General features: G+C 61.9%; 16 protein-coding genes. 1 reads left to right on the top strand and 15 read right to left on the bottom strand.

The annotated features are described in order from the left end of the window. Positions 1-118: 118 nt before the first annotated feature. From EP379_RS02095 to EP379_RS02080, 4 genes are all read right to left on the bottom strand, one after another. A complete protein-coding gene (locus EP379_RS02095) occupies positions 119-1,060 on the bottom strand; it encodes a U32 family peptidase (RefSeq protein WP_127475314.1) in 942 nt (313 codons plus the stop codon). 190 nt (positions 1,061-1,250) lie between these two features. Then, entirely contained in the window at positions 1,251-2,255 is a 1,005-nt protein-coding gene (gene ubiU / locus EP379_RS02090) for a ubiquinone anaerobic biosynthesis protein UbiU (RefSeq protein WP_127475311.1), read from the bottom strand. Between the two features lie 142 nt (positions 2,256-2,397). Continuing rightward, positions 2,398-3,339: a tRNA modification radical SAM protein MnmL/YtqA gene (mnmL, locus tag EP379_RS02085; protein WP_127475309.1), complete on the bottom strand. Its 942-nt coding sequence runs from the start codon at positions 3,337-3,339 to the stop codon at positions 2,398-2,400. Next, entirely contained in the window at positions 3,339-3,971 is a 633-nt protein-coding gene (locus EP379_RS02080; RefSeq protein ID WP_127475307.1) for a TatD family nuclease-associated radical SAM protein, read from the bottom strand. The genes mnmL and EP379_RS02080 overlap by 1 nt, the downstream gene beginning before the upstream one ends. A 130-nt stretch (positions 3,972-4,101) precedes the next feature. Here EP379_RS02080 and EP379_RS02075 point away from each other — a divergent pair, with 130 nt between their 5' ends. Next, positions 4,102-5,271 (top strand): NAD(P)H-dependent flavin oxidoreductase, encoded by a 1,170-nt coding sequence (locus EP379_RS02075; protein ID WP_127475305.1) that lies wholly within the window; start codon positions 4,102-4,104, stop codon positions 5,269-5,271. Between the two features lie 533 nt (positions 5,272-5,804). On the opposite strand, the gene EP379_RS02070 is transcribed toward EP379_RS02075, so the two are convergent. The 11 genes from EP379_RS02070 to hslV all read right to left on the bottom strand — a co-directional run bounded on the left by EP379_RS02070 (position 5,805) and on the right by hslV (position 14,420). Then, positions 5,805-6,191, bottom strand: coding sequence for a type II toxin-antitoxin system VapC family toxin (locus tag EP379_RS02070; RefSeq protein ID WP_127475303.1), 387 nt, complete (start codon positions 6,189-6,191; stop codon positions 5,805-5,807). A 1-nt stretch (position 6,192) separates the two neighbouring features. Next, positions 6,193-6,426 carry a type II toxin-antitoxin system Phd/YefM family antitoxin gene (locus EP379_RS02065; RefSeq protein ID WP_127475301.1) on the bottom strand — a complete coding sequence of 78 codons (234 nt, stop codon included), beginning with the start codon at positions 6,424-6,426 and terminating at the stop codon, positions 6,193-6,195. 150 nt (positions 6,427-6,576) lie between these two features. Further along, entirely contained in the window at positions 6,577-8,226 is a 1,650-nt protein-coding gene (gene ubiB, locus EP379_RS02060; RefSeq protein WP_127478799.1) for a ubiquinone biosynthesis regulatory protein kinase UbiB, read from the bottom strand. Positions 8,227-8,420: 194 nt separating this feature from the next. Continuing rightward, the gene (locus EP379_RS02055; RefSeq protein ID WP_127475298.1) at positions 8,421-9,041 is read right to left on the bottom strand and encodes a ubiquinone biosynthesis accessory factor UbiJ; all 621 of its coding nucleotides are present in this window, start codon (positions 9,039-9,041) and stop codon (positions 8,421-8,423) included. Then, positions 9,038-9,520 (bottom strand): RDD family protein, encoded by a 483-nt coding sequence (locus tag EP379_RS02050; protein WP_127475296.1) that lies wholly within the window; start codon positions 9,518-9,520, stop codon positions 9,038-9,040. Before EP379_RS02050 ends, EP379_RS02055 begins: the two co-directional genes overlap by 4 nt. 13 nt (positions 9,521-9,533) lie before the next feature. Continuing rightward, on the bottom strand, positions 9,534-10,289 hold the full coding sequence (gene ubiE, locus EP379_RS02045; RefSeq protein ID WP_127475293.1) for a bifunctional demethylmenaquinone methyltransferase/2-methoxy-6-polyprenyl-1,4-benzoquinol methylase UbiE: 756 nt from the start codon (positions 10,287-10,289) through the stop codon (positions 9,534-9,536). A gap of 18 nt (positions 10,290-10,307) precedes the next feature. After that, positions 10,308-10,940 (bottom strand): BglII/BstYI family type II restriction endonuclease, encoded by a 633-nt coding sequence (locus EP379_RS02040; protein ID WP_127475290.1) that lies wholly within the window; start codon positions 10,938-10,940, stop codon positions 10,308-10,310. Further along, complete coding sequence (locus EP379_RS02035; protein ID WP_127475288.1) at positions 10,928-11,908, bottom strand: DNA-methyltransferase; 981 nt, start codon at positions 11,906-11,908, stop codon at positions 10,928-10,930. Before EP379_RS02035 ends, EP379_RS02040 begins: the two co-directional genes overlap by 13 nt. A gap of 43 nt (positions 11,909-11,951) precedes the next feature. Further along, positions 11,952-12,329 carry a gamma-butyrobetaine hydroxylase family protein gene (locus EP379_RS02030; RefSeq protein WP_127475285.1) on the bottom strand — a complete coding sequence of 126 codons (378 nt, stop codon included), beginning with the start codon at positions 12,327-12,329 and terminating at the stop codon, positions 11,952-11,954. Between the two features lie 133 nt (positions 12,330-12,462). After that, positions 12,463-13,788, bottom strand: a complete 1,326-nt coding sequence (gene hslU / locus EP379_RS02025; protein WP_127475282.1) for an ATP-dependent protease ATPase subunit HslU — start codon at positions 13,786-13,788, stop codon at positions 12,463-12,465. Positions 13,789-13,886: 98 nt separating this feature from the next. Then, on the bottom strand, positions 13,887-14,420 hold the full coding sequence (gene hslV, locus EP379_RS02020) for an ATP-dependent protease subunit HslV (protein WP_127475280.1): 534 nt from the start codon (positions 14,418-14,420) through the stop codon (positions 13,887-13,889). Between the last annotated feature and the right edge of the window lie 19 nt (positions 14,421-14,439).

Raw genomic sequence — 14,439 nt, 5'->3', positions numbered from 1 at the left:
GCCCGATTTATCGGGCGACAGCGGCGCTCGGACAGGCTGTCATCACCCGGCATAGCCGGGCTCCCACAACAAGCTGCAGATAACCTTCGCGTTCTTTGCGCCCTTCGCGTCTTTGCGTTTAACACCTTTGTTTCTTATCCCCCGACTGCGCCCGCGCCTCGCGTACCTCGCCCTGATCGAGCCAGGCCAGTCCGGCGCCGCCGTACCAGTAGCCGTTGCAGGGTTCACCGCGGGTGAGCCCCCGCAGGGCATCGATACCCTGTTGCGGCGTTTGCGTGCCGTCGATGACGGCGCGGAAGGCGCCGACAATCTTGTCCATGTGGCGCGACTGCGGCGACAGGCGCAGCACCTCGACGTTGAGTTCCTTCAGTTCCGACACCACACCGATGAGATTGCAGGTGGCCGCCGATTGGGTCTGGATACCGTTCATGGACAGGAACTGCTCGCCCTCCTGGGAGTTGAGCACCAGACCGTCGCTGAAATCGCCACAGCGCAGCTGGCAGTCGTCCTTGGGCAGGTTGTAGTGGCGGGCAGTGAAACAGCGCGCCGAGAAGGCCAGCGGCAGGCGGCCGAAAGCGAACACCTCGGTTTCCAATCCCGCCGGACGGCAGGCCTGGATGGCGGCCAGGGTGTCGCGCGACAGTTCCACCGGCATCACCCAGCGCTGCGCGCCGAGGTCACGGAACAGGCCCAGGGTTGCGCAGTTGTAGGCATTGAGATGCGGACCGGCGACGAAGGGCACCTTGTTGGCAGCGAGGCGCACCGCGCCCATGTCGTTCGCCTCCACCGCAAAGCGGCCGTTGTCGATAATGCGGCGCAGGGTGAGCAGCTCCGACTCTGCCTCGATGAGCGCCAGCGTGGACAGCACCACCTGCTTGCCGGCCGCCGTGAGTTCCTCGGCGATGGCAAGCCAGTCCTCCAGCCGCACACCGCGCCGCTTGGAACACACCACCTCACCGAGATACACCACATCCACCGGCCAGTCGCGCGCCTGGCGATAGAACGCCAGCACGTCATCGCGCGACCAGAAATACAACAACGGACCCAGTGCCAGCTTCATGGTTTGTACTCCTGAAAGTCAAAAGCCTTCAACGCGAAGGGCGCAAAGAACTCGATGCGAGAGACAGGCAATGGCGGCAACCCACGAGCCCTCGCCAAACCAACCGCCTCCCCGATACGATTGCATTCATACCCTTTGCGCTCTTTGCGTACTTTGCGCCTTCGCGTTTAATTCTTTGAAATGCCGTGCCTCACTGCCAGGCCCGATCCAGCGCACCCAGGGTATGGGTGCTGCCCTCGGCCACCTTGTCCAGTGCCGCGACCCAGTCGCTGCGCGGGCTGAAGGTATCGGGATTACGCTCGGCGGCGTCCAGCGCCTCGCGCAACACCCTGGTCACCTGCGCCACATAGGCCGGGCTGCGCTGGCGCCCCTCCACTTTGATGGCGGAGATGCCCATGCGCACCAGCTCGGGCAGAATGTCGAGCACCGACAGCGAAGTCGGTTCCTCGATGGCGTAATTCACCTCGCCGTTCACCTCGTAACGCCCCTTGCACAGCACCGGATAACCGGCGGCCTCGCCTGGCTTGTACAGATCGATGAGCACACCGCCGAGACGCACCTCGCGTCCCTTGGCCGTCTCGCGCCACTCCACCGCCTTGGCCGGCGAGCAGGCGCCACAGGTATTGGGCGATTCGCCGGTGGCATAGGAACTCAGATAGCAGCGCCCCTCCACCATCACGCACAGCGAGCCGAAGGCGAACACCTCGATCTCGGCATCGGTGTTGTCCATCACCCGCTGCACCTGCGACAGCGACAGCACGCGCGGCAGCACCACGCGCTGGATGTTGAACTGTTCGCGGTAGAAGTTGATCGCCTCGTAACTGGTGGCCGAGCCTTGCACCGACAGGTGCAGGCGCAGATTGGGATGGGTCTTGCGCGCGTAACGCATCAGGCCGACGTCGGCGAGGATCAGCGCATCCACGCCCAGCTCGGCCGCCTTGTCCACCGCGCCGGTCCAGATGTTCCAGCCCTGCGGCTGCGGATAGGTGTTGAGGGCGAGCAACACCTTGCGGCCGCGCTCGCGTGCATAGCGGATGCCCTCGCGCGCGGCGCGCTCGTCGAAATTGAGGCCGGGAAAATTGCGCGCATTGGTGCCGTCGCGGAAGCCCATGTACACCGCATCGGCGCCGTTATCCACCGCCGCACGCAAGGCCGGCAGCGAGCCCGCGGGACACACCAGTTCGACTTTTTTCATACCTGACCTCCTGAAACCCCCTTAAACGCAAAGACGCAAAGGTTTTGTGCCTTGATGCCTTGCCATCCACACACCGCACGCCTGCAACGAAAACTTTGCGATCTTGGCGGCCTTTGCGTCTTTGCGTTTAACGCTTTTGTGTTTACGCCTTTACCAAATCCCCCGCCGCCGCCCGCGGCTGACCCTGTCGTGTGCCGCGGCGGGCCAGTTCCCGTTCGATGCCGTTCAGCACGCGCCATTTCCAGTTGCACCACTGCGGCGCCAGCAGGATGTCCAGCGAGGCGGTGCCGGTGAGGCGGTGATAGACCACCTCCGGCGGCGTCAGCTCGACCAGATCGGCCACGGCGTAGATGTATTGCGCCAGGCTCCACGGCTGGTATTCGTCGCGGCGCCACTCGTTGGCCAGGCGCGTGCCCTTGACCACGTGCAGCGGGTGCAGCTTGAGGCCGTCGACCCCCTCCTCCAGCACGCGCTGCAGGCTGGTGCGGGCATGGAACGGCTCCTCGCCGGGCAGGCCGAGAATGAGGTGAGTGCACACCGGCAGGCCGCGCTCGCGTGCTGCGTGCACGGCACTGCAGTATTCGGCAAAACCGTGACCGCGGTTGACGCGCTTGAGGGTTTCGTCGAAGGCCGATTGCAGGCCCAGCTCCAGCCAGATCTCGTGGCCCTGGACGCGGTACTCCGCCAGCAGGTCCAGCACCGTCGGCGGCACGCAGTCGGGGCGCGTGCCGATGGACAGGCCGATGACATCCGGCTCGGCCAGCGCGGTGTCGTAGCGGCGGCGCAGCAGGTCGATGTCGTCGTAGGTGTTGGTGTAGGTCTGGAAATAGGCCAGGTATTTCTGCGCCCCGGTGCGTTTGCGGATCACGGCGCGGCCGGCGGCGATCTGTTCGCGGATCGGATCGGGCTCGCGGGCATTGGGCGAGAACGAACTGTTGTTGCAGAAGGTGCAGCCGCCGATGCCCTTGCTGCCGTCGCGGTTGGGGCAGGTGAAACCGGCATTGATGGCGACCTTGTGCACCCGCGCGCCGTATTTGGCGCGCAGGTGCTGGCCGAAGGTGTTGACGTAGTCGGACAGCGCCATCAGCCGACCACGTCCAGCTCGCGTTGGCGGAATTTCACGCCCAGCCCACGGGCAATCTCTTCACAGGCCCGGATATCCACGCCATCCAGGCCGTTGATGGCAGTCAGCGTCACCACCATGCCGGCCGCCTTGGCGGCGCGGGCAAAATCCAGCATCGCCGCGTAGGCGCCGGGACGCTTGGAGCGGGTGTGGCGATCGTAGGTTTCCTCGTCCTGGGCGGTGAGGGAGATGGACACACTGTCCACCCAGCGCGCCAGTTCCGGCGTGACGTCGCGGCCGTGCACCAGATTGGCGAGGCCGTCGGTATTGATACGGATGTGCTTCGCCCCCATCCCCTTCAGTGCCTCCGCCACAGCCAGCAGGGTATCCAGGCGCAGGGTGGGCTCGCCCAGACCGCAGAATACGATTTCCTTGTAGCGCGCAGGGTTGCCGACCGCCGCCAGCACCTCGTCCGCGCTCGGCTCACGGGTCAGCAGCAGGTCGTAGTTCTGCACCTCCCAGCTGCCCTGGAACTTGGGGCAGAAGGCGCAGCGCAGCGTGCAGTGGTAGGTGATGTTGAGGTAGAGATTACCGTGCAATTCGTAGGCGAGGGTTTCCTCGGCCTGGCGTTGCCGGCGTGCTGACTGAGTCATGCCGCGACCTATTCCTCTTGGTGGGCTGGGAGTGTAAGCGAGCCTGTGATGCAATTCGATTGACGCAGATCAATATCGCGTCGTGATGTATCATGTAGCGTTACCGACTTTTCATTCTAACAGGTGTTCCATGATCAAAACCCCATTCCCTCTGTTGAAACTCCGCGGCAAGGAGCTTCTGCCCATCATTCAGGGAGGAATGGGTGTAGGCGTGTCCGCCCACCGTCTGGCCGGTGCCGTGGCCAAAGAGGGGGCTATCGGCACCATCGCCAGCATCGATCTGCGGGTGCACCACCCGGACCTGATGGAGCGCACCCACCGCACCAAGGACCGCCAGCTCATCGACAACGCCAACCTGGAAGCCCTGGACCGCGAGATCAAGGCCGCCCGCGCCATCGCCCCGCAGGGCACCATCGCCGTCAACGTGATGAAGGCCGTGGACCGCCATCCGGAGATGGTGCGCCAGTCCTGCGAGAGCGGCGCCGACGCCATCATCATGGGCGCCGGCCTGCCCTTCGACCTGCCCGACCTGGTGGGCGGATACAAGGATCGCGTGGCCCTGATCCCCATCCTGTCCGAGGAGCGCGGCGTGCGTGCCGTGCTCAAGCGCTGGATGCGCAAGGGCGTGCTGCCCGACGCCATCGTCATCGAGCACCCGCGCTATGCCGGCGGCCACCTGGGCGCCCCCAAGCCGGAGGACATCAACAACCCGAAGTTCGACTTCAAGCGCGTCCTGGCCGAGATCTACAACGTCTTCAAGGAGCTGGAGATACCCAACATCCCGCTGCTGCCCGCCGGCGGCATCAATTCCTTCAAGAAGATCAAGGAAATGTTCGACCTGGGTGCCAGCGGCGTACAGATCGGCACCCCCTTCGCGGTCACCGAGGAAGGCGACGCCCACCCCAACTTCAAGAAGGTGCTGCTGGAGGCCAAGCCGGAGGACATCGTCACCTTCATGAGCACCGCCGGCCTGCCGGCCCGCGCCGTGCTGACGCCCTGGCTGAAGAAATACCTGGAGCGCGAGGAAAAGGTGCGTTCCCGCGCCACCCCGGAAAAGGGCACCTGCGCCGTGTGGTTCGAGTGCCTGACCCAGTGCGGACTCAAGGACGGCAATCCCGCCGCCGGCCAGTTCTGCATCGACACCCAACTGGAGGCGGCCGTCCACGGCAACGTGGAGAAGGGCCTGTTCTTCCGTGGCTCCGAGTCCCTGCCCTTCGGCGACCAGATCCGCTCGGTGCATGACCTGCTGGTGATGCTGCTCACCGGCCAGGACCCCCGCCTCGGTGCCGCCACCGCCTGAGCCGGCGCGGCAAGCTAAAAGGGGGGTGGCTGCCCGGACAGCCACCCCCTTTTCATTTCCCCTGCAATAATTGCGGATTATCAATGACAGGAGGTCCGCAATAACCCTATGGTCTGTGTCGCTATCGTTCCGGAATAGCGAATCTTCTCTTCAAGCGTTTAAGGAGACAGACCATGGTTGAGACTCTCGTTGCTACTGCCGTCTTCGGCGCCCTGTTTTACCTGGTGTTCCTCGCCAAGATTTTCTGAGTTACCCGGCCCGGTGCCGGCAAACAAAAAGGGGAAGAGCGATGCTCTTCCCCTTTTTCTACTGGCGGCTACAGCCAAGCTCCGCTGGCAACAGTGCTCATTCAGGGAAGGTCTGAATAAGTCCATCCTGGACTTCTCAGGTCGCTCCCGCCCGTCCCTGGGCTCCGCGACATAAGTCCATCCGTGGACAAAACCACGCCACATCCCTGTGCCGCTGAAGCTCTGAACTTATTCAACGCTTCCTCAGGCTTCTACTCTCATTCCGAACTCCCGCCGAACGCCAAGTCACTCTTTCGCTTGCATCGTCCGTACACCATATCTTGGAATGTGCTCATCGGCCGTCACGATGATCAAACCTTCCGCCTGCGCCTGGGCAACCAGCATCCGGTCGAAGGGATCGTGATGGAGCGGCTGCAGTTTTCCGGCGGTTTCGGCGTGAAAGAGCGCGATGGGCAGGTGAACGAAATTTTCTTCTTCAACCACCTTCTCCAAATCGTCGGGGGCCTCCAGCTTCCCCAACGCCTGCTTGATGCCGATCTCCCATACCGAGGCGGCACTCACATAGATTTCGTTGCGGCCGTCGGCAATCATGGCCCGCGCCTTTACACCCAGTGCCGCGTCATCCGCCAACCACCACAGAAACGCATGCGTATCGAGCAGCAGGCGCTTCATCTCAAGCGTCCTCAAAGGACCGGATAACATCCTGCGGCGTATGGTCGAAATCGGGGGCCATATGCACCTTGTTCTTGTAGCGTCCGGGCTGACGATTGGCAGCCGCACGCCCCACAGGTACCAGGCGAACCAGCGGAGTACCGGCCTTTGCAATCACCACATCCTTCCCTGCCAGCGCCTGCTCGACGAGGTTGGACAGGCGGGTTTTCGCCTCATGCATGTTAATGGTTTCCATAGAATCGACTCTCCCGCAATTACCAAGCTTAGCTAAGCTTAGCTAGATTCATGACAAATAACAAGCCATGTATTTACAGGTTTGAGTTAAGGAAGCTCTGAACTTATTCAGAGCTTCCTTAACCCCACCTTCGGTTACCGTACTGGATACTCAATCCCGCGGCCAGGCAAAGAGCCACAGCACGGCACCGGCCAGGCCCAGGGCCCAGGACGCAACGGGGGCCTCGCCCAGCATGCGCGGGGCGTAGCCGTCCAGGCCGAGCAGCACGGCGGCGCTGACCACCAGGGCGGCACCGATGATGGCGGCGAAGCTGCGCCGGTTGGCCTGGCGCATCTCCTCGCGCAGCTGGCGCAGCTCCTCGGTACTGCCCTGCACCTGCAGGGTGCCGTGGCGGGCGCGCTGCAGCACGTCGTGGATCAGCTGCGGCACCTCGGGCAGGCTCTCGCCCCAGCTCGGGATATTGTTCTTGATGCGATTGAAGAAGGAGCGCACGCCCACCTGTTCGCTCATCCAGCGCTCCAGGAAGGGCTTGGCGGTGGACCACAGGTTGAGCTGTGGATCGATCTGCCGACCCAGCCCCTCGATGTTGAGCAGGGTCTTCTGCAGCAGCACCAGCTGCGGCTGCACTTCCATGTTGAAGCGGCGCGCGGTCTGAAACAGGCGCAGCAGCAGGTGGCCGAAGGATATCTCGGCGAAGGGGCGCTCGAAGATCGGCTCGCACACGGTGCGGATCGCCGCCTCGAACTCGTCCACCCGTGTGCCCGGCGGCACCCAGCCCGACTCCACGTGCAGCACGGCGACGCGGTTGTAGTCGCGCTTGAAGAAGGCGAGCAGGTTCTCCGCCAGATAACGCTGGTCCTCGGTGCTGAGTGAACCGACGATGCCGAAATCCACCGCGATGTAGCGCCCGCTCGGCTCGACGAAGATGTTGCCGGGGTGCATGTCGGCATGGAAGAAGTTGTGGCGGAACACCTGGGTGAAGAAGATCTCCACGCCGCGCTCGGCCAGCGCCTTCATGTCGACACCGGCGGCACGCACCGCGTCCATGTTGGCGATGGGGATACCGTAGACGCGCTCCATCACCATCACGTTGCGGCGGCACAGCGGCCAGTACACCTCGGGGATATACAGCTGGGAGGAATCGGCGAAGTTGCGCCGGATCTGCGAGGCGTTGGCCGCCTCGCGCATCAGGTCCAGTTCGTCGAGGATGGTGCGCTCGAATTCGGCCACCACCTCGCGCGGGCGCAGGCGGCGGCCGTCGGCCCAGAACTGCTCCATCTTCTCGGCGATGATGTACATCAGGCTGATGTCGCGCCGGATCACCGGGGCGATGTCCGGCCGCAGCACCTTCACCACCACCTCGCGGCCGTCCTTGAGGCGCGCGGCATGCACCTGGGCGATGGAGGCGGAGGCCATGGGCTGGGCGTCGAACTCGGCGAACACCTCGTCCACCGACCGGCGGTAGGCCTTCTCCACGATGGCGCGCGCCTGCGCGCCGGGAAACGGCGGCACCCGATCCTGCAGGCGCGCCAGCTCCAGGGCGATGTCGTCGGGCAGCAGGTCGCGGCGGGTGGAGAGGATCTGGCCGAACTTGACGAAGATGGGGCCGAGGTCTTCCAGCGCGCGGCGGATGCGCTCGCCGCGCGGGGCGTGGCGGCGGAACCAGTTCCACCACATGAACACGCGCAGGAAGCGCAGCGGACGGAACAGATGGGTGGCCAGGATCAGATCATCCAGCCCATGCCGCGCCAAGACCCAGCTGATATAAAGCAGGCGCAGAGCCTGACCCGGACGTAGCAACACGTTATTGCCCCCTCAGAAATTCAGTATCGGTCCGCCAATACACGCGAATAAACGCAAGGAGCGACTTTATTGCGGGTGGCCCTGCAAAGGGAAAATGAAATGGCTGGAGCGAACCGCCAGCGGCAGGGTTCGCAACGCTAATGCATCGATGCGCAGATACGTATTTGCGTTTATTCGCGTGCATTCGCGGACTATTTCTTATCCCGTTCCAGCCGGCGCAGGCGCGCCTCCAGCCGGTCCACGGCGCTGCGCAGTTCGTCGACACCGGCAAGGAATTCATCCACCTCCCAGCGCGGCGGCACATCGCGCCGCTCTTCCCGCACATAGTCGGCGAAGTCGCGCTCCAGATTGCCGGCGGCCTGTTCGCCCCAGCGCAGGAAACCGCGCACCATATTGCCGATCTGATGGGCCAGCACGTCGCCGGTGAGGCGCGACAGGTGTTCTTCCCAGTCGATGTCGAGGCCGCCAAGGATGCGCTGTACGCGCTGCCCCAGCTCCACGTCGCCTTCAATCTTCACCGCGCCGGAAAACATCCCCTCGCCGGCCTTGCCGCGGTTGAGACGCAGCAGGGCCAGCGGCGTGCCGCGCAGGCGCGTATCCGGCACGCCTTCGTAATGCCCCATCAGGCGAAAGCCGTCGGCACCCGGCAGTAAAAACAGGGTCACATCCGGCCCCTGCAGGTCCACGGCAATCACCTTACCCTCCAACGCCCCGAGACGGGCCTTGGTCTCGGGATCGAGCGCCAGGGCCGTATTGATGGCCGCTTCCAGTACCGCCAGTCCGGCCTGAGGCAGCAGGGTCACCGCACTCATTGCGCCTCCTCCATCAATCGTTGCAGGGATTTCTCCGCTTCATCCGCCGGCACATACAGCACCACCGTCCCGGCAATGAGGTCGTGAAATCCCTGTTTGCGCTTGTCCCAGATGATCCACAGAAAGCCCAGTCCCAGCGGCAGGATCGACGCCAGATAGGCGAAGTAACGGATCACCGCCTGCTTCACGCCGATCGCTTGCAGGGTACGCGCATCCACCACCGCACAATCCAGCAGCAGCTTGCCCGGCGTAGCGCGGAACTTCACCCACAACACGACCGCCGCCAGCAACGGCAGCAACTGATTCAACAGGAAGTCACCAAATCCGGCATAGCTGAAGGCCGGCCGCGCCGCGGTGAAATAGGCGCTGCCGTACAACAGGTACAGCAGCGGCGTGATCAGGGCGAGGAACAACACCGTATCGATGAGGGTGGCGCCGACACGGCGCCAAAAACCTGCATACTGCACCTGCGCGTTCATCGCGGCGGAACGGTCAGGCCTTGAAACCGCGGTGCAGCGCGACGATGCCGCCGGAGAGATTGAAGTACTCCACGCGATCGAAGCCGGCATGCTCCATCATGCCCTTGAGGGTTTCCTGATCCGGGTGCATGCGGATGGATTCGGCCAGGTAACGATAGCTCGCGGAATCGCCGGCGATGATCTTGCCCATCATCGGCAGCATGGTGAAGGAATACAGGTCATACAACGGCGACAAACCCGGCAGCGCCGGCTTGGAGAACTCCAGCACCAGCAGGCGGCCACCCGGCTTCAGCACGCGCTGCATGGAGGCCAACGCCTTGTCCTTGTCGGTGACGTTGCGCAGGCCGAAGGCGATGGTGATGAGGTCGAAGTGATTGTCGGGAAACGGCAGGCACTCGGCGTTGACCTGGGCGTACTCCACATTGCCGACGATGCCGGCATCCACCAGGCGCTTGCGCCCCACCTCCAGCATGGAGGCGTTGATGTCGGCCAGCACCACCTGGCCGGTGGGGCCGACGATGCGCGAGAACTTCATTGCCAGATCGCCGGTGCCGCCGGCCAGATCGAGCACGCGCTGGCCGGCGCGCACACCGCTCATCTCGATGGTGTAGCGCTTCCACAGCCGATGGATGCCGAACGACATCACGTCGTTCATCATGTCGTACTTGGAGGCGACGGAGTGGAACACGTCGGCCACCAGGTGGGCCTTCTCCTCCACCGCCACCTGTTTGTACCCGAAGTGGGTTTTGTTACTTTCAGACGTATTCATCTGCAGTGCCTCAATGTATTAATCCGGAGCGATGCCGATTATCAGTAACGGCACAGGTGGACTGGTCCGTCCATGCCGGAGCACGTTATAGACCTCGCCCTCGAAATAGGCGATACCAGTAGACATCAGCCGCCCACCAGTTGGGTCTTCCGCCATCGACTTCATGGGAAGTATCTCAACCCCCACATTGATCAGTCCGCCTGAATAAAACAACAAATGCTTTACGAAGAGGTCAAAGGCCACGAAAGCGTACTTCCCAAACTGAACTTCAACAGCCACACCATCCTTTACAAAATCAGTCTGCTTGTATGATTTAATAAGCGGAGCATTCTGATCTACCAAGAACTGCTTCTGCTCCTGCAACGGCAGACCAACCATCTTCTCCAGATGGTCGCGGTTGGTTGTAACGTAGTATTGATAACGCGTTTCATACCAGCCTGCGTTGTGAAAGCCGGACTCAAATGCCTTGTTCAGTTTGGGAGGACTAAACAATTTCTTCCCAGGCATTGTCTTTTCCTTGCTGGTTTTTGTGCGGCACGTGGCCGCATCCACATCAGCAATTACTTGCTTAATTTCTTCATAAAGCACGGGCTTCCTTGCTATAAGGAATTCCTCGCCATTCAAATGGGAGTATGTATCTACGATCCGCATTTTTTCACCCGGTACCGGCCCTGCTCTTCAAGCAACCGAATTTGCTGCTCTTCTTCTAGAGACTGCCATGGCGACTTACTTACACCAGCCGCCAAACTCGGATCGTAGACAGGCCTATTCATCGGTCTTGTCTGCAATCTCCCTTCCATGGCCTTGGCAATACGTTCACGCGCAATCTCCACGTACTTGGGAGATATCTCGGCACCGGCTCCCTTGCGACCGTGGCGAACCGCGGCAGCAACGCTTGTACCCGCCCCAAGAAATGGGTCAAATACCCAATCCCCTACATCCGAGAGCGACAAAACCAGCCGCTCGACTAATTCCACAGGAAACTGACAGGGATGTTCAGTTTTCTCAACGTGGTTGTTTTTAACATTTGGAATAACCCAGAGGTCACCAGGATTTTTTCCCAGCGGATTGCAGGAATATTGCCCTGCTTTCGGCCCTTTGAAGTGCTTCTTACCGGGGTACTTTTGCGGCACCCGTACAGGATCGAGATTAAACGTGTAGTTATCAGACTTCGTAAACCAAATGATGGTCTCGTAGCGTCCTGAAAATCGCTTAGAGCAGTGCAGACCATGTTCAAAGTGCCAAATAATGCGGTTACGCATCTTCAGGCCCAAATCGTGGAACACGGGATAGAGTATTGTATCGAGCGGAATTATTGCGCCTCGATCCACATAGTTTCCCACCTGCCAACAGATGCTCCCGGATGGCCGCAGAGCACGCACACTCTCGCGGATAACCTGTGCCTGCTGCTCGACGTAATGTTCGATCTTCAGCTTCCGCTCGTACTCCTTCCCGATATTGTAGGGGGGAGATGTAACGACCAGTTGCAAAGTGTCATCCGGTATCTGCGCGAGCAAATCCAGGCAGTCGCCAGGATAAACGACCGCCTTCTTGCTCTTGGAAAACCGCTCCGCAATAACTGCTGATTTGCCCATATTATCCGCGCTTGCGTTCAACATATGCCCTCCTTGGCGATAAGTGCCGTCAAGTAAATAGTTGCCGTCAGACTTCGTGGGCCGGCGTCTTGCGCTGATGGCCGGCAGCCGCCAGGCGCTCCAGGTAGTCCTGCCAGTTCTTCTCGTAATTGACCCCGAGGTCGTACAGGGTATCCCAGGCGTAGATGCCGGTGTTATGACCATCATCAAAGTGGGGCTGGATGGCATAGCTGCCCACCTGCTCGATCTGCTCGATGTTCACGTCTTCCTTGCCCACCTGCAGGGTCTCCTGGCCGGGGCCGTGGCCACGCACCTCGGCGGAGGGGGAAAACACGCGCAGGTATTCGGTGGGCAACAGGAAACGCTGGCCATCGGAATAGGCGATTTCCAGCAGGTGCTTGGCCTTGTGCAGGGTGATTTCGGTCGGAATCGGTTTTTCGTTCATGATTAAAGTCCTAGTGGCAAGTTACAAGTAACAAGTTGCAAGAGAAAGAAGAAAATGGTGGCAACAGCACGGCCATTCAATGAGTCCCAGACCATGTTTTTCTTGCTACTTGAAACTTGCCACTTGTCACTCGTTACAAAATATAGCGACTCAAATCCTCGTCCCGCGCCAGTTCGCCAAGCTGGGCGTCCACGTAGGCCGCATCGATGGTTACCGTACTGCCGCTCTTGTCCGCCGCCTCGAAGGACAGGCTCTCCAGCAGGCGCTCCAGCACGGTATGCAGGCGGCGGGCGCCGATGTTCTCGGTGGTCTCGTTCACCTGCCAGGCGATCTCGGCGAGGCGGGCGATGCCGTCGGCGGCAAAGTCGACGGTGACGCCCTCGGTGGCGAGCAGGGCCTTGTACTGTTCGGTAAGCGAGGCATCGGGCTCGGTGAGGATGCGCACGAAGTCCTCCACCGAAAGGGCGTCCAGTTCGACGCGGATGGGGAAGCGGCCCTGCAGCTCCGGGATCAGGTCCGACGGCTTGGCGAGATGGAAGGCGCCGGAGGCGATGAACAGGATGTGGTCGGTCTTTACCATGCCGTACTTGGTGGACACGGTGCTGCCCTCCACCAGCGGCAGCAGATCGCGCTGCACGCCCTCGCGCGAGACGTCGGCGCCGCTGGCCGATTCACTGCCGCGGCGGCAGATCTTGTCCATCTCATCGAGGAAGACGATGCCGTTCTGCTCCACCGCGCGCAGGGCGCGGCTTTTCAGTTCTTCCTCGTTGATCATCTTGGCCGCCTCCTCGTCGGTGAGCAGGCGCATGGCCTCCTTCACCGTCAGCTTGCGCCGCTTGGTACGGCCGCCGGCCAGATTCTTGAACAGCCCCTGCAGCTGCGAGGTCATCTCTTCCATGCCGGGGGGCGCCATGATCTCCACACCCATGGGCGCGGCGCTCACTTCCAGTTCGATCTCCTTGTCGTCGAGATCGCCCTCGCGCAGCTTCTTGCGGAATTTCTGCCGTGTGCCGGAGTCGGCCTGCTCCTGCTCGAAACCGCGCGCCGGCGGCAGCAGGATGTCGAGTACGCGATCCTCCGCCGCCTCGAAGGCACGGTGGCGCACCTTGGCCATCTCCTGCTCGCGGATCATCTTGATCGCCAAGTCCACCAGGTCACGGATGATGGTTTCCACATCGCGCCCCACGTAGCCCACCTCGGTGAACTTGGTGGCCTCCACCTTGATGAACGGCGCGTTGGCCAGCTTGGCGAGACGGCGCGCAATCTCCGTCTTGCCCACGCCGGTGGGACCGATCATCAGGATGTTTTTCGGTGTGATCTCGTTGCGCAGCCGATCGCTCACCTGGCTGCGGCGCCAGCGGTTGCGCAGCGCCACCGCCACCGAACGCTTGGCGGCAGTCTGGCCGATGATGTGCTTGTCCAGTTCCTGGACAATTTCACGGGGAGTCATTTCACTCATAATTTGTTTAACCGCGAAGTACGCCAAGTTGCGCGAAGCATTCCGGGCTGGCGAGGATGCCGAACTCCCATGGTGTTACTTCGCGTCCTTGGCGGTTATCACAATTCTTCTATCGTCAGGTTGCCGTTGGTGTAGATGCAGATGCCGGCGGCGATGGCGAGGGCCTTTTCGACGATGCTGCGCGCATCCAGCTCGGTGTTCTGGTACAGGGCCAGGGCGGCGGACTGGGCGAAGGGGCCGCCGGAGCCGATGGCGATGAGATCGTGTTCCGGCTCGATGACATCGCCGTTGCCGGTGATCATCAGGGTGGCCGTGTTGTCGGCGACGACGAGCAGGGCCTCCAGGCGGCGCAGCACGCGATCGGTGCGCCAGTCCTTGGCCATCTCCACCGCGGCGCGGGTGAGATTGCCCTGATGCTTTTCCAGCTTGCCCTCGAAACGCTCGAACAGGGTGAAGGCGTCGGCGGTGCCGCCGGCGAAACCGGCCAGCACGCGGTCCTTGTACAGGCGGCGCACCTTGCGTGCATTGCCCTTCATCACCGTATTGCCGAGGGTGACCTGACCGTCGCCGCCGATGACCACCTTGCCGTGACGGCGCACCGCCAGGATGGTGGTGCCGCGATATTGTTCCAAAGTCGAATCTCCCCAAATG

It is taken from the genome of Sulfurivermis fontis, assembly GCF_004001245.1.
Taxonomy (GTDB): Bacteria; Pseudomonadota; Gammaproteobacteria; order Thiohalomonadales; family Thiohalomonadaceae; genus Sulfurivermis; species Sulfurivermis fontis.
The sequence above is the reverse complement of the archived record's forward strand: the minus strand, read 5'-3'. Positions and strand labels throughout refer to the sequence as shown.

What these genes read in the sequence shown, in the direction of transcription:
- ubiE (WP_127475293.1), bottom strand. Translation starts at nt 10,289, where the DNA reads ATGAATACGTCTGAAAGTAACAAAACCCACTTCGGGTACAAACAGGTG.
- EP379_RS02050 (WP_127475296.1), bottom strand. Translation starts at nt 9,520, where the DNA reads ATGAACGCGCAGGTGCAGTATGCAGGTTTTTGGCGCCGTGTCGGCGCC.
- ubiU (WP_127475311.1), bottom strand. Translation starts at nt 2,255, where the DNA reads ATGAAAAAAGTCGAACTGGTGTGTCCCGCGGGCTCGCTGCCGGCCTTG.
- mnmL (WP_127475309.1), bottom strand. Translation starts at nt 3,339, where the DNA reads ATGGCGCTGTCCGACTACGTCAACACCTTCGGCCAGCACCTGCGCGCC.
- EP379_RS02055 (WP_127475298.1), bottom strand. Translation starts at nt 9,041, where the DNA reads ATGAGTGCGGTGACCCTGCTGCCTCAGGCCGGACTGGCGGTACTGGAA.
- EP379_RS02040 (WP_127475290.1), bottom strand. Translation starts at nt 10,940, where the DNA reads ATGCGGATCGTAGATACATACTCCCATTTGAATGGCGAGGAATTCCTT.
- EP379_RS02070 (WP_127475303.1), bottom strand. Translation starts at nt 6,191, where the DNA reads ATGAAGCGCCTGCTGCTCGATACGCATGCGTTTCTGTGGTGGTTGGCG.
- EP379_RS02095 (WP_127475314.1), bottom strand. Translation starts at nt 1,060, where the DNA reads ATGAAGCTGGCACTGGGTCCGTTGTTGTATTTCTGGTCGCGCGATGAC.
- hslU (WP_127475282.1), bottom strand. Translation starts at nt 13,788, where the DNA reads ATGAGTGAAATGACTCCCCGTGAAATTGTCCAGGAACTGGACAAGCAC.
- EP379_RS02035 (WP_127475288.1), bottom strand. Translation starts at nt 11,908, where the DNA reads ATGTTGAACGCAAGCGCGGATAATATGGGCAAATCAGCAGTTATTGCG.
- EP379_RS02075 (WP_127475305.1), top strand. Translation starts at nt 4,102, where the DNA reads ATGATCAAAACCCCATTCCCTCTGTTGAAACTCCGCGGCAAGGAGCTT.
- EP379_RS02030 (WP_127475285.1), bottom strand. Translation starts at nt 12,329, where the DNA reads ATGAACGAAAAACCGATTCCGACCGAAATCACCCTGCACAAGGCCAAG.
- EP379_RS02065 (WP_127475301.1), bottom strand. Translation starts at nt 6,426, where the DNA reads ATGGAAACCATTAACATGCATGAGGCGAAAACCCGCCTGTCCAACCTC.
- EP379_RS02080 (WP_127475307.1), bottom strand. Translation starts at nt 3,971, where the DNA reads ATGACTCAGTCAGCACGCCGGCAACGCCAGGCCGAGGAAACCCTCGCC.